Raw genomic sequence first — 16,134 nt, forward strand, 5'->3', positions numbered from 1 at the left:
GTTCATCCCTCTTTCCGTTGTCTAAAAATCAGAATCGCCTCTGTATATTCCTCTTTGGAGATCAGACCATACTGATACAGCTCCCTGATTTCCATCTCCATTAGTTTGAGCATGTTCCCCCTGTCCTTGTCATACACATATATGCCGTAGCGGAGCAGCAGCCTGTTGATGTATGTCAGATCCCTAGCCATTGTCAAATTCCTCGGCTATACTTTTCAACTGCGGATTTTTAATGCTATCTGGATTGAAATTGCTCAGAATACGTTCCATTTCTTCATAATTCCTCTCTTTTCTCAGCTGCATCAGCCTATGTGTGACCACCTGCTCATCACCAGGGTCCATTTCCCAGCTTAATTCATGGAAATGCTGTGCCTGCTCCATATCACCATGGTATTCGGCAATCAGCCCCAGAACATGATACGTGCCCGCCGTATCATTATTCGTCCGTATGGAGGCATTCAGTATATCGAGTGCCGTGCCGTATTCACCGGACTCAATATGCTCCATAGCCTTGGCATTGAACGGATGGGCGGATTCCTTCTGCTGCATGACAATATATGAAAGTATGGACAGGCCGACCAGTAGCGCGAGCGCAATGATATGCCACTTGGCCCTGAATTTCTTCGGGTGGTACAGCACACCGATCAGTGCACCGAACAGCAGACCACCGAGGTGTGCATAATGATTCACGTTGGATATAAGCTGGGAAAACAGGGACACTACAATGAAGACGGCTGCAATCTGCAATAGGAGCTTTGCACCAAGACGGCCATTTATGAGCAGATGGACCACAATGACCGCAAGCAGGCCATAGACCGCGCCACTTGCGCCCAGGGAAATCCCCTCGGCTATGAACATCAATGAAAACAGGCTGGAAGTGATGCCTGTGATGATATATGCGATCAGAAGCCGCCAGCCGCCGAAGATGCTTTCAACAAATTTCCCCAGTATATAGAGCGCGAATATATTGAACAGGAAGTGGTCGACCGTGATATGCAGGAAACTGCTGCTCAGCAGACGGTAGAAGTCCCCGGCAATCACATTGTAATGGCTCAGTGCCAGTGTGTAGGTCAGGTTGTATGAGTCCCATAGGTGGATGGCCGCGAGGTTGAAGAGGAACACAATCAGGTTGATGCATACAAGCAGATAGGTCATCGGTGTAAATTTGATCATGAACTTCTCGAACGGATGGCGGCTCATCAGCCGCCTTTGATAGTAGGCGGCATCTTTTGGCTTTTTGTACTGAAGGTCCATTTTGAAGAAGGGGTTGTTCACAATGGACCTTGCATCGACTACCCCTTTCTGTATGATCCTAGTTCCATTTTCCCTATGTTTTTTTACATGCGGCTGTTCTGATATATGGAAGTTTTCAATCAGAGAAATGGCCATATTCTGTGAGAATAGATGATTCATATTCTCCAGATAGTACCTTTCGGCATCCAGCTCCCCTTCCGGAATATGGTGTCCCGACAAGCACATCAATGCCTGTCTCTTTGCATCTTTCAGCCATATGGCATTGCGTTCATTGTCGTATCTGAAGAATGAATAGTTTGTATAGCGGGAGACTTCATAGGCAATGTGCCATATATTATGCATTCTTCTCCCTCTTCGCTTCTGCATCGATGACCCGATCCGGTGTAATCAGGACATCAACGGGTATGTCATGGTGCTCCACCACGACTTCGCCAATCTGTTCCTCGAACAGCAGTGATGCCTTCAGGCCGTCATAGTGGCTCAGGAACCTGTCATAGAAACCACCGCCGTATCCGATGCGATAGCCTTCCTCGGAGTAGATCAATCCCGGTACAACAATGAGGTCCGGGCTGTTGTTGATGGCCTCCGTATCTTCAGGAACACGCAGGCCCTTTTCATCTTTCGTCACCTTGTCGAATGAAGTGAACCTGCAGAAATTCATCTGTTTGTTGCTGTAATCGCATACCGGTGTATAGATCAGTTTGCCCTGACGGACGAGATGGCTGATGATTCCATCGGTGTCCATCTCATGCGGCATGGCCAAAACGATGCCTATCGACTCGATATCATGCGCCTCAATATAATCGAGCAGTTTGGATTTGAGAACTTCTTCATTTTTCTTCTTGTATGATGTCTCCAGCGAGGAGAGCGTGGAAATCATTTCTTTTCGCAACGACTTCTTGTTCATCTGCAATGCCCCATTTCGTATGTAGTAGTTGACATATCATATCCATTATAATCCTACTCGGTGCAAAGAAAAAGGCATAGCCCAAAATTATGGGATATGTATGAAGGAAAAAAGACTCTGGGATATTCCCAGAGTCTAGTTCATCTGCTTTCTGCTTTCATGCTTGTCCCCGGTGAGTACATAGAAGACATGCTCTGCAATATTTTTTATGTGATCTCCGATGCGCTCCAGATATTTCGCACACAGCTGGCTCTGACCTGTCAGGAATACATCCGTCTCGTCGAAGATGTCTGATGTGGTGATTTGGACGAACAGGGCATCTATATCCTCATCCCGCGTGATGATTTCTGTACACAGATCGACATTACGGGTGTCATAGGCGGTCTTTACATCCTCGAGCATCAGCAGTGCGAGATGCTCCATTGTGGACAGGCGCAGGAGCAGTTTTTCATTGGTGATGCGTACACGCTTCCTCACCTCTCCGAGATTGCTGATGTTATCGCTGATCCGCTCGAGGTCATCGGCCACCTTGATGCTGGAAATGATGAGTCTGAGATCTGTGGCTACAGGCTGCTGGGTGGTTATCAGATTGATGGCCTGGGTATTGATCTCCTCTTCCAGATTATTGATTCTGAGGTCATCAGACACCAGCTTCCTGGCTTCCGAAGTATCTGAGCTTGAAAGGATGGCGGTGCTCCCCCTCAGTCGGTCATAGCACTCATACCCGAGTGAATTGACGTTGTCATACAGACGCTTCATTTCATCGGAGAATTTTCCGCGGTATGCCATCATCACCCAAACCTGCCGGAAACATAATCTTCGGTACGCTGATCCTTCGGCTTTTCAAAGATGACGTTTGTCCGGTCATATTCTATTACATGCCCTTGATAGAAGAATGCCGTCCTGTCAGAAATCCTTGCTGCCTGCTGCATGTTGTGTGTGACGATGATGATGCTGTAATCCTTCTTAAGCTCCTGCATCAGGTCCTCAATCTTTGTGGTGGAAATCGGATCGAGGGCACTTGTCGGTTCGTCCATCAGGATGACATCCGGCTCTATTGCCAGGGCGCGGGCGATGCAGATCCTCTGCTGTTGTCCACCGGAAAGCCCGTAGGCGTTGTCATTCAACCTGTCTTTCACTTCATCCCATATGGCAGCGCCCTTCAGGCTCTTCTCAACTACCTGATCCAGCACCTTCTTGTTCCGGATGCCGTGGACACGTGCACCATAGGCCACATTGTCATAGATGGATTTCGGGAAGGGGTTCGGCTTCTGGAAGACCATGCCGACCTTCGTGCGCAGTTCCTCCACAGTCAGCGACTTGTCGAAGATGCTCTGATTCCTATAGAGGATATCCCCTTCCGTACGGACGATTGGTACAAGCTCCACCATCCGGTTCAGCGCTTTTATGAAAGTAGATTTGCCACATCCCGAGGGGCCGATGATTGCGGATATTTCATTCCTGTTGAAGTCGAGGTCGATGTTCTGAAGGGCATGGTTGTCTCCATACCACAGGTTGAAATCCTTGGCCTGGAAGACCGGCTGGGCCTGTTCGGCTATCCGACCTTCAAAATTCCGCTCCTGGACTGTCTCATCATGGGTTGTTTTCATATTTTTTTCCTCTTTTACTTTTGTCAAAGTCATATTAAAGCCTCCATATTAAAAACGCTTAGAGTATTTATTCCTTATATATATCGCTACGGAGTTCATCAGGAACAGGATGAACAGGAGTACGAGTATGGCTGCCGCTGTAATGGACTGGAATTCCGGATTTGGCATCTTTACCCATGAGAAGATCTGCATCGGCAGTGCTGAGAATGTGTCAAATACTCCGGTTGGTGTAAAGAGCAGAATCGTCGGGATGCCTATGACGACAAGCGGAGCCGTCTCCCCGATTGCACGTGACAGTGACAATATAATTCCTGTGATGATGCCGGGCAATGATGCCGGCAGAATGACACGGGTGATGGTCTGCCATTTTGTCGCGCCCATACCGATGGACGCTTCACGGATCGAGGATGGCACCGACCGGATCGCTTCCTGGGAAGCGACGACGATCACCGGGAGAATCATGAGGGACATCGTCAGTGCTGCGGCAAGGACGGAATTTCCAAGCCCTGCCATCCGAACGAATAATGTAAGACCAAGCAGACCGAATACTACGGAAGGCACACCCGCCAGATTGGAGATATTTATCTTTATGAAGTCGGTAATCTTATTTTTGGGTGCATATTCCTCCAGGTACAGTGCTGTGCCGACGGAGAGTATGATCGCAATCGGCGCTGTTGTTGCCATCAGCCATAATGTACCGATCAGAGCGCCTTTTATACCTGCATTTTCAGGACGGCTTGAGCTGAAATTCGTAAAGAAGTCGGTCGTCAGATAGCTCCAGCCATCAATTATCGTATCGATCAGCAGAGTGGCGAGGACAACCAGCCCGACCAGTGTGCACAGGAGGAAGATGTATTTCATAGACTTGTTCAAAAGCAGTCTTCCGCTCAATTTTTTCCCAATCTCATTTTTGTTGATCAGTTCCATTTAATATTCCTCCCTGAACTTCCGTGAAAACCATTGTGCAATGACATTCATCAGCAGTGTGAAAACGAACAGCGTCATGCCGACAGCGTAGAGGCTGAAGTAGACATCACTTCCGTAGGTTGCATCCCCTGATGCGACCTGGACAATGAAACCGGTCATCGTCTGGAGGGACTCCATAATATTGAGGCTCGCATTTGGAGTGCTTCCTGCAGCGATCGAAACAATCATCGTCTCTCCGATCGCCCGTGATACAGCAAGGACGATCGAGGCCATGATGCCAGAGACGGCAGCAGGCAGAACAACCTTGAATACTGTTTCGAGCCTTGTGGATCCAAGACCGAGCGCCCCTTCCCGCATCGAATTCGGCACTGAGCTCATTGCATCCTCACTCAGGCTGGCAATCATTGGAATGATCATGACGCCGACGACAAGTCCCGGACTGATGGCGTTGAAGAGATTGACTTCAGGCCAGATGCCTCTAATCAGAGGCGTGACGAAAGTCAATGCGAAGAACCCATAGACGACAGTCGGTATGCCGGCAAGAATCTCAAGTATCGGCTTGATTATACGCCGCACCCGATCGCTTGCATATTCACTTAAATATATGGCGGCCCCAAGGCCGATCGGTACTGCAAAGGCGACTGCTATGACGGTGATTTTCAGCGTCCCCATTATAAGGGCAAAAATCCCCCACTCGGGATCAGAACTGAACGCTGACCATTCAGTGGAAGTAAGGAACTCTATCGGTGATACCCTGGTGAAGAACATGACCGTTTCTGAAAGCAGGGTGACCAGAATGCCTATTGTAGTCAGTACGGACACGGATGTGATGACGAGCAGGATGATGGGTACCATCTTCTCGATGAACATCGTACTGCGCCTGCCTTTTTTGTTATCTATCATTTCGCGGATATTATAGTCATTCATAATGAACCTCATTTCAAAATACTTTAAAATGGACGGGTGAAGACCCGTCCAGTGTCCTGCTATTCGGTTAAGTGCCTACTTGAAATCTTCGAGTTTGTCCTTCTGCTCCTGCATCTCCTCTTCAGTCAAAGCGACATAGCCCGCCTCTTCGGCTGCAGATGAAGCATTGTTCAGAGTGAATTCCATGAACTGCATGAATGACTCGTTATTTTCAACGGATTCATTCTTGGCATATACAAACAGTGGACGCGCCAATGGGTAGTCATAGCTCATGACCGTTTCTTCCTTTACTTCAACCGGCTCTTCGTTATCCGGCCCCTGAACGGGAACACCTTTCAGATTATCCTGGTTCACCATGTAGAAGTTGTAGCCGAAGAATCCGATTGAGTTTGCGTCGCTTGTGACGGATTGGGAGATGACGTTTGTATCCTGGTTCAATTCAGCTGTAATGTCGCCATCTTCCATTACCGCTTCCTTGAAGAAGTCATGTGTACCATGTGACTGGTCCGGTGCGTAGGCCGTAATTTCCTCTTCAGGGAATTCATCACGGACATCGTTCCATGTTTCAGCTTCGCCGCTGTAGATTGTCTGCAGCTCTTCGAAGGTCAGGTAGTCGACGAAATCATTTTCAGTATTTACTGCAACTGTCAGGCCGTCGTTCGCAACCTTGAATTCCGTAAAGTCGATGCCTGCTTCCTCCAGTGCGGAAATCTCCTCTTCCTTGATTTCACGGGACGCGTTCTGGAAGTCCGTTTCACCAGCCACAAATTTCTCGAAGCCGCCGCCTGTACCGGATACACCGATGGAAACCTGGACATCCGGATACTCGGCATTGAAGTCTTCATTTATCAGCTCGAGGATTGGTGCGACTGTGGATGATCCGTCACCGGTCACACTGCCTGAGGCAGAACCTTCTGCGTCTGCACTGGCTTCAGAACCTTCCGTTGCTTCCCCGTTACTGTCCTCTGTACTCTCTTCAGACGGATCACTTGCATTTCCGCCCCCGCATGCTGCCAGGATGAATACAAGGCTCATCAGCAATGCAGCCATAAAGATACTCTTTTTCATTACCCGAACTCCTCCAATAAAATAAGTGTTGTATTTCCTACAAGCACTACTCTACCGAATGAATGTAAATTTGGAATGAATGGTTTGTAAAGATTATGTAAATATAAAAATAAAACACCACCGATGCTGGCCTCCCAGCATCGGTGGTGTCATTCTAGTAGCTGCCATATACAAGCCTAGAATAGAATTCGTTCGTATTATATTCATAGGGCGCTACAGCTTCCTGTTCATGGTACAGTTCGTAATATTTGTTGATGACGTCCCGGCCCATATACTGCGCCGGGAAGAACGGCACTGTATATGGCATGTTCGGGAAGATGACCGAAAATGCCATATCCGGATCATCGTAAGGTGCATAACCGGTGTATGTCTGATTCAGTACATTATCGCCATTGAAATGGGCTTCTGCAGTCCCGGTCTTGCCGGCCGCCTTCGGTTCAAGTTCATGATACGCATCCCAGCCTGTGCCATAGCGGTCGGTCGCCGTATCATGGGTGTTGAATACATCGAAGAAGCCTTTTTGGATCTGGGACAGTTCTGCTGGTGAGAATTCGACTGTGTTGAGGACTCTGCCGTTGAAGGACTGGAGGACAGCCCCCTCCTCGTTTGCGTCCCCTTCACGGACTTCCTTGGCCATATGCAGCCCCACTCTGTTGCCTCCATTGGCAATCGTTGAAACATACTGTGACAGCTGGAGTGCAGAATACGTATCATACTGTCCGATGGACAGGTTGAGATAGCTGCCCGGGGAGTTGCTCAGGTCCGGACTCAGGCCCCGGGCCTCATTCGGAAGGTCGATGCCGGTCGATACACCGAGACCGAACTGATTGAGACCGTTCCTCAGCTTATTGGCGGCATCCTGAATATCCGTCGGCAGGGACATGCCCTCGTTATATTCAAGTCCCGCCAGCCCCAATGCAATCTTCATCATATAGACGTTGGAGGAGACCATCAGTGCCTCCTGGTCATCCAATGCCACTCTTCCATCCCTGTTGAAGAAGGAACTGATTGGCTGTTCGTTCCCTGAAAAGTTCAAAGGTTCGTCAACGATCGTTTCCCCTGCTTCAATGACATCATTCTGGTAGCCTGTAGCCACTGTGGCACCCTTAACGGAGGAACCCACCGCATATGTCGACGTCAGCGCACCGTAGTGGTAGTCGACGATTTCACCAGAATCATCCAGCTGCTTGCCGACCATGGCGAGTACATCCCCATTATTCGGATCCTGCACGACGAGAACCACCGTGTTGAGGTATTCGGGGATGATCGTATAGTCGATATCCCCGCTCCGGCTGTTCCTCTGCTGGATCTCTTCAGCCATACTTCTCAAAGACGTGAGATGATGCTCGGCCAGTTCCTCGAGTTCAAGCTGCAGGTCGATATCTATCGTCAGATAGAGGTCATCCCCCGGTTCGCCCTCCTTGACCACTTCCTGACTGATGATCTCACCCGACTTGTCGGTCGTGTATTTGACCTGCTCCTTTTCTCCGCGGAGCACATTTTCATACTGGTACTCCAGATAAGTCTTCCCTACACGGTCATTCCTGGAATAGCCGTGGGCCATGTAGTGGTCGAGAAGCTCCTTCGGGAGTCCTTCCTCAGAGGAGGAGACCTCCCCGAGGACGGTCCTCAAGGTTTCTCCATATGGATAATCCCTCTCCCAGTCCATGCCTGTAGTAATGCCTTCGAGTGTATCAAGCGACTCATTGATCTCGGCAAACTCCGCTTCGGTCACACCTTCGCTTTTGATGACGACCGGATTAAGCTCACGTGCGTTGATCATTTCAACATATATCGCAATTGTATTCAGGTCCTCTTCGGTCAATATATCTGAAATGCGTTCCTCGTCAATGCGCTGATAGAGTTCCTGGTTGAACTGATCCTGGGAGATGTTGCCGTTTTCAAGCAGGGTCTGCTCCTCTGACATCATGTTCTCCACTTCATCCGGATAACGGCTGATGAGATAGTCCTGCTTGTCCCGAAGGGACAGGTTCTCCGTCTCCATATCGAGGTAATCGCTCAGTTCCACCGCTACATCCATGACCTCTCCGGAAGACATGTTTCTGTGGCGTGTGAAATAGACCGCCTTCTTGGATGCATTACCCACCAGCAGATTACCGTTCCTGTCGTAGATCTCCCCCCTTGGCACGCTCTGGTTGATTTCAACGAACTGGGCATTCTCCACTTCTTCCTGGTATGTATCCCCTTTTACAATCTGAAGATAGCCCAGCCGGAATACGAGCAGCAGGCAAAGCAGGAATACCAGCAGCATGATGATATTGATCCTCGATTTCATTATTTGCCTGTTTATCGTTTCAAGACTCTTTGTTTTTGCTCGTTTCAATCCTACTCATTCCTTTTTCCACTTAAAAATATGTAATGCCATTCTACCATATAATCGGCAGTCGGCATTTAAAAATCAAACAAAAAAAGAGCGGGTTTCCCCACTCTTTGAAGTACAGCCTATTTTGCATTGCTGTAAAGTTCGTTTACTTTGTCCCAATTGACTACGTTCCAAAATGCTTTCAGGTATTCTGGACGTTTGTTCTGATACTTCAGATAGTACGCATGCTCCCATACGTCCACACCAAGGATTGGTGTCTTGCCATCTGTGACAGGGTTGTCCTGGTTTGGAGTGGAGACGATTTCGAGTTCTCCATTGTTTACAACCAGCCAAGCCCAGCCTGAACCGAATCGGCCTGCGCCTGCTGCTTCAAATTCTTCCTTGAATTTATCCACAGAGCCGAATTTGGATTCGATTGCATCTTTAACTTCGCCAGAAACCTCTTTGGATTCAGGAGAGAGAAGTTTCCAGAATAGTGAGTGGTTCAAATGACCGCCGCCATTGTTTCTTACTGCCGTCTTCTTGTCTTCAGGAACTGAGTCGAGATTCTTGATGACATCTTCGATGGACTTGTTCTCAAGGTCCGTTCCTTTGACAGCATCATTGAGCTTGGTCACATAAGTGTTATGATGCTTTGTGTGGTGAATTTCCATAGTTTCTTTGTCGATGTGTGGTTCCAATGCATCATATGCATATGGTAGTTCTGGTAGTTCAAAAGCCATAGTTAATTCCCCTCCATGAGTAAATTGTTTACATACCAAATATATCAATTCGGTGTTAAAATAACAAATGTATTGCCTGACGAAGTGTGATTTTTCAGACCTTGGTCTGAATCTGAAGGCAAAACGCATGCATTTCATGAAAAAGGAAGCGTTATTTAATGAAGTATTTCACTTTTTTCAAAAGGCTGCTGACTTTCAAGAAGTATCCCCTGTTTAGAACAGCCAACTTCAAACATATGCTCATCAATATACTGCTCATCTCCATATTGATCGCCCTCCCGAATATCATCTCACTGTTCCAGAGTGTCAATGCGACATCCGGCCTGGCCGACCTTGAATCGGAAATACCCGACTTCCGTATAGTGGACGGCGAATACGTCGGAGAGACGGATACAGTTTCAATCAGGGGAAATGATATCCTCTTCAGCGGCGACATGGCGACTGACGATATGGTGAACCGGGATTCCGGCATACTCATCGGTTTCCTGAGGGACGGCATCTACATCAGGGATGTACAGAATTCTGGGTTCGACTATTCATACATCAGCCAGGTTGAAACGGATGAGGACCTGAAGACCTTTATAGAACAGCAGACATCGAGCCTGTACTTCTATGTCATCGTCTATATCGTCTTCTATGTTGCCGTCATCATGTTTTTCGCAGTCATATTCCTTTCAGTGGGGGTATACGTCCTGCACCTGATATCACAGCTCATGAAGAAGAAGTCGCGGTTCATGAACTGGTTCAAGTTCTCCACGTTCGCCACTGTAGCCGTCCTGATTCCGATGATCGTGATACAGCTTGCTGCGGGACCGTTGCTGTGGTGGCTCTATATGCTCACCCTGCCGTTCTACTACCACTATTTCAAAAAGCTTCCCGTGGTGAAAGCGTAATCACAAGGCACAACGTTTACATTTTCAATAAATATCTAGTATAATAGCAGTTGATTTAGAGAAACATTTAATATGAGGAGCTTGGTTATGTCTCAAATTACACACCGTACCAATACACGACCTGTCAAGGTCGGCGATGTGACCATCGGCGGCGCCGATCAGATCATCATCCAGAGCATGACGACGACAAAAACTCATGATGTCGAAGCGACGGTAAAAGAGATTCATCGTCTGGAAGAAGCAGGATGCCAGATTGTACGTGTCGCATGTCCCAAAGAAGAAGATGCACTGGCCATTCCAGAAATAAAGAAGCAGATCAACATTCCACTTGTCGTGGATATCCATTTTGACTATAAACTTGCCCTGCTCGCTGTTGAAGGCGGTGCTGACAAGATCCGTATCAACCCGGGCAACATTGGTAAACGCGAGAAGGTTGAAGCGGTGGTTGAAGCCTGCAAGGCAAAAGGCATCCCAATCCGCATCGGCGTCAATGCCGGCAGCCTGGAGAGGCACATCATCAAAAAATACGGCTACCCTACTGCTGACGGCATGGTGGAGAGTGCCCTGCACCACATCCAGATCCTCGAGGACCTGGATTTCCATGACATCATCGTCTCCATGAAAGCCTCTGATGTCAACCTTGCCATCGAAGCCTACGAAAAGGCTGCGAAAGCGTTCGACTATCCACTCCATCTTGGAATCACCGAAAGTGGCACGCTGTTCGCCGGTACCGTCAAAAGTGCTGCGGGACTTGGAGCCATCATTTCAAAAGGCATCGGCAATACGCTGCGGATTTCGCTCTCTGCCGACCCGGTCGAAGAAGTGAAAGTCGCGAAGGAACTGCTGAAAAGCTACGGGCTGGCAAGCAATGCTGCAACACTCATCGCCTGTCCGACATGTGGACGTATTGAAATCGACCTGATTGCGATAGCGAACGAAGTCGAGGAATACATTTCCACAATCAAGGCACCACTTAAAGTCGCAGTACTCGGCTGTGCCGTAAACGGACCCGGTGAAGCACGGGAAGCGGATATCGGAATTGCCGGTGCCCGTGGAGAAGGCCTCTTGTTCATGCACGGTAAGACGGTCAGGAAAGTACCGGAAGAGACAATGGTCGATGAACTGAAGAAGGAAATCGACATACTTGCTGAAGAGCATTACGAGAAGGAACGCAAAGAAAAAGAGGAAGCGGCAAACAAATAATACAGAGCAGAATCCCCCGCAGCCAAAATTGGCTGCGGGGGATTCTTCAGTTCGGCCTCCTTCAGCTTTCCTGCTGAAGCTTGAAGGCCTGTACGGTCTGGATGAACTTGTCCATTGTGCGGGTAAGGTAGGCCTCCTTGTTCCAGATGAAGTCCGTCGAAATATCGCTGTACATCTCAGGAATATCATGGGCATGGACTTCCCCTGCTCGGATGAGTGGCTGGACGGTGGATTTCGGAACGAGGCTGATGCCGAGGTCGGACCGGATACTTCCGATGATCGTCTCAAGCGTGCCGAATTCCAGGATTTTTGCGTGCATCACCCCTTCGTCCATAAGCCACCTCTCCAGATTTTCCCGATAGCTGCATCCCTTCTTGAAGACGAGCATAGGTTGGCTCTTCAGATCGTCCATGCTGATTTCGGGCGTACTTGAGACAAGAGTGAGGGTCTCACGGAAGATTTCTATCCTGTTCACTTTTGGATTCGGCTCAAAATTTGCGACGAATGCGCCATCCAGCTGCCTCTCCATTATTCGGGCAGTGATATTGGCCGTTACATCGGACGCCAGGGATAATGTCGTTCCAGGATAGGTACGCTGGAACATGGAAAGGATGTCCGGCAGCCTCGCGATGGTTTCCACCGTACCGATACTGAGGCTGCCGGAAGGGCTGTCGATGTCCTTGAAATCCCTTTCCATGTCATGGATGAGGCCCAGTATCTGACGGGCATAGTCTTCCAGCTTACGTCCTTCGGAAGTAAGTGTCGTCCCTCTGCTGTGGCGGAGGAAAAGCTGTGTATCCAGTTCCGTCTCCAGGACCTTGATTCGTGCCGTCACATGAGACTGGACGAAATTCAATGCCTTTGCCCCTTTGCTGATGCTGCCTGCCTCTGCTACGCTCTGGAAAATCCGCAGATCTTTGAGTTCCATCCTGTCCCTCCCCATCATATTCATATCAAGTGATTTTCAATCATTATACATGAGGTTGAGGGACGGTACAATTAAATTTTAAATATTCTGATATAAAAGGTTTTTGGCGGTCTCTTCAGAGTTTTTCTGCACTCTGTTGCTGGAGGACTGGGCGCGTCGCTGAAAATAGGGAAATATCGAATGGGGTCCTGCCCTCAGTGACAAGGTCGCCAAGAATCTCACCGACGACGCTCGAGAACTTGTAGCCATGACCGGAAAAACCGGCGGCAATGGCAACATGTGGATGATCCGGATGCTTGTCGATGATGAAATGTTCATCCGGGGTGTTCGTGAAAATGCACACCTTACCGACATTGAGTCTGCCGTTTGCTTCTTTCATCTGGGCATCCAGGAAATGTCTCAGATCACTTTCATCCTTGTCATAAGCACCGAATTCCCTGTTCATGTATTCCGGGTCCATGTCGTCGCCGTTATCATAGCGGCCGACCTTGAGTCCTGCCCCATCAATGCAAGGGAAGCCGTAATATACACTGTCCGTCAGGTCGGCAAAGAACCCGGGGAAGGTGTCCGATCTGTACAGGGCATCATCCGATTTGAACCAGGCAATCGCCCTACGGCTCGGTGTGAGTTTGAGATTCAAGCTAAGGTCATCCAGTATTCTCTTGTTCCATGCACCGCCGCTGATGATGAGCTTGTCTGAAGTATATGAGGCATCGTGAGTCGACACTCTGGCGGAACTTTCATGTACCTCTATTTCCTGTACCAGTGAATTCACTTTGAGTTCAGCACCGTTTTCGAGAGCCAGCCTCCGGAATGTACGGATGCAATTTTCGCTGAACAGCACCCCGGCATCCGGTTCGTAGCATCCCACGTGATCATCATCGACAGAGATGCCGGCCCAGCGTTCATTGATCTCATCGGCAGAAAGGGTTTCGATATTCAGGTCATATGCCCGTCCCCCTTCAATGGCCTGGCTTACAAAGCTCGACTGTGGAGGTCCATATGTCAGGACGCCCGTTTTGCGGAAGATTGTTTCCGTCGTCTCCTTCTGAAGGTCATCCCATAGTTTCTGTGCGCGCATGGCAAGGGGGACATAATCGAAGCCCTCCCCGCAGGCATGCCGGATTAGTCGTGTATCCCCACTATGGCTGCCGTTCGCATGCGGCGGATCGAAAGCATCAATCATGAGTGTCCGGACCCCCTTTTTGGACAGGTAGTACCCAGCAGCCATTCCCATGGAACCTGCACCGACAATGATGACATCATAATGTTTCTCCATAATATCTCTCCCCTTCAGGAAAAGCAGCCCATCCCCGGGATGCTTCCATCTGTTTGCATTCATCATACTTACATATTCGACAAGTGTAAAATGACTGGTTGAGATATGTTCCATCACAGATGAAGATGGCAATAAAAACCGGAACCTCCTGCAAGGTTCCGGCACATCCTAGACCATATCGTGTTTCGTAATATTCCTCTGAGTTATTGCATAGCTGATGATGAACAGCACAATGCCGACAGCGAGTGTGTAGATCGGCAGCTCGTACAGATAGAAATCCATCCCGGGCATTCTCCGGTCAAGCTGGTTGACATTGACCAGCGGCATGAAGTGGAACAGTAACGTCATCAGCATGGGCACACCGTAGATGACATATCCGGTGGACAGATACCGTAGCCAATACTTCCCATATCCAAGATAGTACAGGCTCATGACTATCAGGCTCACGCCCATCAGCATCATAAAGCCATATAGATAATATGTTTCCTGAGTGATCGCCATGTAGCTGCCGAATATGGCGGCAGTCAAAACCATCATGACCATATAGTAGATATAGTCTCCCCTAATGATGTTCCTCTTGGTGTTGGGTAGGGAAAAGTAGAAGTAATGACTATCATCCGATTTAAGCATATAGTGGATGTTCAGGTACGCGGAGGTAGTATAGACCACTGCAATGACATTGAGTACATTGATGAATGGCATCAGGCTCCCCCTGTAATCAGATAATGACAGTGCCATGAGCAGGTTTATGAGAATCGTAGATATTCCGAGATACCATATCCATTTTGACTGGAACAGGTTCAGGTAGAGCTGTTTACCCATTGTCGACCCCCCTTTTCCCCTTTTTTATGAAGTACATCATTTCATCTATCGTCAGATTTTCAATCAATACCTTTCTCCCATAAAGTTCATCGAGTGCCTGAGGTTCTTTCGTCATCGCTTCAAATCCGAGTGCGTTTATGGTTGTGCCGATCAGCAGTTCACCTGCATCATCGACGATCTGTCGGTCTCCTTTTACTTTCCTATAGGACTCGAAGAGCACATCCTTGTCCATGTCGAACAGCACTTCCCCGTCATCAATCATTACGATATAGTCGGCAACCTTCTCCAAGTCTGTCGTGATATGCGTGCTGAAGAGTATCGTGACATCTTCGTCTATCATGAGTGTCTGCAGAATATCCAGCAGTTCCATCCTGAAGGTTGGATCGAGGTTCGACGTCGGTTCGTCCAGAATCAGCAGCTCGGCCTCATGGCTTAAGGCAATCGCGATGGAGAGTTTCACCTTTTCCCCTGTGGACAGGAATTTGACTTTGCTTATGGCATCCACGTTGAACCTTTCCAGATATGCAAAGAATGTATCAGCATGCCAATTATTATAGTAGATGGTCAAAAGTCCATTGAGCCTTTTCGGACTGATGTTCTGTGGAAAACGGTCTTCGGCGAATACCAGTCCGATACGGTTCAGCAGCTCTTCCCTTTCCATTTCAAGATCCTTATCCAGTATGCTGATCCGTCCTCCGTCCTGCTTTTTCAATGCCAGCATATGATGAATCAATGTGGATTTTCCCGACCCATTCTCCCCGATCAGACCGGTGATATAGCCTTTTCTGATATTGAGGTTGACATCCTTCAATCTGAACCTGCCCATATTCTTGTCCAACCCTTTGACTGTAACAGCATCCATCATTGATCCTCCTCCATCACTTTCATCATTTCCACCAGTTCTTCGGTGGACAGGTCTATTTTCTTCGCTGTTGAAAGCAGCTCCTCCAACTTCTTTTCAACTTCAATCAAGAGCTGTTCTCTTCTGTTTTCGTTATTCTGTTCACTGACGTATGTGCCCTTTCCAACGACCGAATATACATATCCGGCGGCTTCAAGGTCCTGGTATGCCCTTTTCGTTGTGATGATGCTGATGCTCAGTTCCTTGGCCAGCTTACGCATCGATAATAAAGGATCGCCCGGCCTCAATGCGCCCGTCATGATAAGACGTATGATTTCATTCTTCAGCTGCTCATATATTGGAACATCGCTCCGGTTGGATAACTTTATATCCAATCATCCCACCTCCA

Annotated in this window: 17 protein-coding genes; 2 read left to right on the forward strand and 15 right to left on the reverse strand. The window is 48.5% G+C overall.

The genetic code is table 11. The annotated features are described in order from the left end of the window. Nucleotides 1-2: 2 nt before the first annotated feature. From BO53_RS0102250 to BO53_RS0102295, 10 genes are all read right to left on the reverse strand, one after another. Complete coding sequence (locus BO53_RS0102250; RefSeq protein WP_031545016.1) at nt 3-191, reverse strand: YqgQ family protein; 189 nt, start codon at nt 189-191, stop codon at nt 3-5. Continuing rightward, nucleotides 184-1,596, reverse strand: coding sequence for a rhomboid family intramembrane serine protease (locus BO53_RS0102255; protein WP_031545018.1), 1,413 nt, complete (start codon nt 1,594-1,596; stop codon nt 184-186). Before BO53_RS0102255 ends, BO53_RS0102250 begins: the two co-directional genes overlap by 8 nt. Further along, nucleotides 1,589-2,161 (reverse strand): 5-formyltetrahydrofolate cyclo-ligase, encoded by a 573-nt coding sequence (locus BO53_RS0102260; RefSeq protein WP_031545020.1) that lies wholly within the window; start codon nt 2,159-2,161, stop codon nt 1,589-1,591. The genes BO53_RS0102255 and BO53_RS0102260 overlap by 8 nt, the downstream gene beginning before the upstream one ends. 135 nt (nt 2,162-2,296) lie before the next feature. Beyond that, nucleotides 2,297-2,953 (reverse strand): phosphate signaling complex protein PhoU, encoded by a 657-nt coding sequence (gene phoU / locus BO53_RS0102265; protein ID WP_031545022.1) that lies wholly within the window; start codon nt 2,951-2,953, stop codon nt 2,297-2,299. Continuing rightward, a complete protein-coding gene (pstB, locus tag BO53_RS0102270) occupies nt 2,953-3,804 on the reverse strand; it encodes a phosphate ABC transporter ATP-binding protein PstB (protein WP_031545024.1) in 852 nt (283 codons plus the stop codon). The genes phoU and pstB overlap by 1 nt, the downstream gene beginning before the upstream one ends. Before the next feature lie 15 nt (nt 3,805-3,819). Continuing rightward, nucleotides 3,820-4,698, reverse strand: a complete 879-nt coding sequence (gene pstA, locus BO53_RS0102275; protein WP_031545025.1) for a phosphate ABC transporter permease PstA — start codon at nt 4,696-4,698, stop codon at nt 3,820-3,822. Next, nucleotides 4,699-5,625 (reverse strand): phosphate ABC transporter permease subunit PstC, encoded by a 927-nt coding sequence (gene pstC, locus BO53_RS0102280; protein WP_169738720.1) that lies wholly within the window; start codon nt 5,623-5,625, stop codon nt 4,699-4,701. It abuts the gene before it with no gap. Between the two features lie 75 nt (nt 5,626-5,700). Then, complete coding sequence (locus tag BO53_RS0102285; protein WP_031545029.1) at nt 5,701-6,693, reverse strand: PstS family phosphate ABC transporter substrate-binding protein; 993 nt, start codon at nt 6,691-6,693, stop codon at nt 5,701-5,703. Nucleotides 6,694-6,847: 154 nt separating this feature from the next. Continuing rightward, on the reverse strand, nt 6,848-9,037 hold the full coding sequence (locus BO53_RS0102290; protein WP_031545032.1) for a peptidoglycan D,D-transpeptidase FtsI family protein: 2,190 nt from the start codon (nt 9,035-9,037) through the stop codon (nt 6,848-6,850). Between the two features lie 119 nt (nt 9,038-9,156). Beyond that, nucleotides 9,157-9,759, reverse strand: a complete 603-nt coding sequence (locus tag BO53_RS0102295) for a superoxide dismutase (RefSeq protein ID WP_031545034.1) — start codon at nt 9,757-9,759, stop codon at nt 9,157-9,159. A 158-nt stretch (nt 9,760-9,917) separates the two neighbouring features. Between BO53_RS0102295 and BO53_RS0102300 the strand changes: the two genes are divergently transcribed. Beyond that, nucleotides 9,918-10,652, forward strand: a complete 735-nt coding sequence (locus BO53_RS0102300) for a DUF1189 family protein (protein WP_031545035.1) — start codon at nt 9,918-9,920, stop codon at nt 10,650-10,652. 87 nt (nt 10,653-10,739) lie between these two features. Continuing rightward, entirely contained in the window at nt 10,740-11,855 is a 1,116-nt protein-coding gene (gene ispG / locus BO53_RS0102305) for a flavodoxin-dependent (E)-4-hydroxy-3-methylbut-2-enyl-diphosphate synthase (protein ID WP_031545038.1), read from the forward strand. 61 nt (nt 11,856-11,916) lie between these two features. Here the strand turns inward: ispG and BO53_RS0102310 are convergent, their stop codons facing one another. The 5 genes from BO53_RS0102310 to BO53_RS0102330 form a co-directional block, all read right to left on the reverse strand. Next, complete coding sequence (locus tag BO53_RS0102310; protein WP_031545040.1) at nt 11,917-12,783, reverse strand: LysR family transcriptional regulator; 867 nt, start codon at nt 12,781-12,783, stop codon at nt 11,917-11,919. Between the two features lie 115 nt (nt 12,784-12,898). After that, nucleotides 12,899-14,062 (reverse strand): N-methyl-L-tryptophan oxidase, encoded by a 1,164-nt coding sequence (gene solA, locus BO53_RS0102315; RefSeq protein WP_031545042.1) that lies wholly within the window; start codon nt 14,060-14,062, stop codon nt 12,899-12,901. A gap of 168 nt (nt 14,063-14,230) precedes the next feature. Then, nucleotides 14,231-14,884 carry an ABC-2 transporter permease gene (locus BO53_RS0102320; protein WP_031545044.1) on the reverse strand — a complete coding sequence of 218 codons (654 nt, stop codon included), beginning with the start codon at nt 14,882-14,884 and terminating at the stop codon, nt 14,231-14,233. Next, the gene (locus BO53_RS0102325) at nt 14,877-15,746 is read right to left on the reverse strand and encodes an ABC transporter ATP-binding protein (RefSeq protein ID WP_031545045.1); all 870 of its coding nucleotides are present in this window, start codon (nt 15,744-15,746) and stop codon (nt 14,877-14,879) included. The genes BO53_RS0102320 and BO53_RS0102325 overlap by 8 nt, the downstream gene beginning before the upstream one ends. After that, nucleotides 15,746-16,120, reverse strand: coding sequence for a GntR family transcriptional regulator (locus tag BO53_RS0102330; RefSeq protein WP_031545047.1), 375 nt, complete (start codon nt 16,118-16,120; stop codon nt 15,746-15,748). The genes BO53_RS0102325 and BO53_RS0102330 overlap by 1 nt, the downstream gene beginning before the upstream one ends. Between the last annotated feature and the right edge of the window lie 14 nt (nt 16,121-16,134).

It is taken from the genome of Salinicoccus luteus DSM 17002 (assembly GCF_000712035.1).
Lineage (GTDB): Bacteria > Bacillota > Bacilli > Staphylococcales > Salinicoccaceae > Salinicoccus > Salinicoccus luteus.

Bases quoted from the DNA above. Each gene is read 5' to 3' on its own strand.
- BO53_RS0102250 (WP_031545016.1), bottom strand. From the start codon at position 191: ATGGCTAGGGATCTGACATACATCAACAGGCTGCTGCTCCGCTACGGC.
- BO53_RS0102255 (WP_031545018.1), bottom strand. From the start codon at position 1,596: ATGCATAATATATGGCACATTGCCTATGAAGTCTCCCGCTATACAAAC.
- BO53_RS0102260 (WP_031545020.1), bottom strand. From the start codon at position 2,161: ATGAACAAGAAGTCGTTGCGAAAAGAAATGATTTCCACGCTCTCCTCG.
- phoU (WP_031545022.1), bottom strand. From the start codon at position 2,953: ATGATGGCATACCGCGGAAAATTCTCCGATGAAATGAAGCGTCTGTAT.
- pstB (WP_031545024.1), bottom strand. From the start codon at position 3,804: ATGACTTTGACAAAAGTAAAAGAGGAAAAAAATATGAAAACAACCCAT.
- pstA (WP_031545025.1), bottom strand. From the start codon at position 4,698: ATGGAACTGATCAACAAAAATGAGATTGGGAAAAAATTGAGCGGAAGA.
- pstC (WP_169738720.1), bottom strand. From the start codon at position 5,625: ATGAATGACTATAATATCCGCGAAATGATAGATAACAAAAAAGGCAGG.
- BO53_RS0102285 (WP_031545029.1), bottom strand. From the start codon at position 6,693: ATGAAAAAGAGTATCTTTATGGCTGCATTGCTGATGAGCCTTGTATTC.
- BO53_RS0102295 (WP_031545034.1), bottom strand. From the start codon at position 9,759: ATGGCTTTTGAACTACCAGAACTACCATATGCATATGATGCATTGGAA.
- BO53_RS0102300 (WP_031545035.1), top strand. From the start codon at position 9,918: ATGAAGTATTTCACTTTTTTCAAAAGGCTGCTGACTTTCAAGAAGTAT.
- ispG (WP_031545038.1), top strand. From the start codon at position 10,740: ATGTCTCAAATTACACACCGTACCAATACACGACCTGTCAAGGTCGGC.
- BO53_RS0102310 (WP_031545040.1), bottom strand. From the start codon at position 12,783: ATGGAACTCAAAGATCTGCGGATTTTCCAGAGCGTAGCAGAGGCAGGC.
- solA (WP_031545042.1), bottom strand. From the start codon at position 14,062: ATGGAGAAACATTATGATGTCATCATTGTCGGTGCAGGTTCCATGGGA.
- BO53_RS0102320 (WP_031545044.1), bottom strand. From the start codon at position 14,884: ATGGGTAAACAGCTCTACCTGAACCTGTTCCAGTCAAAATGGATATGG.
- BO53_RS0102325 (WP_031545045.1), bottom strand. From the start codon at position 15,746: ATGGATGCTGTTACAGTCAAAGGGTTGGACAAGAATATGGGCAGGTTC.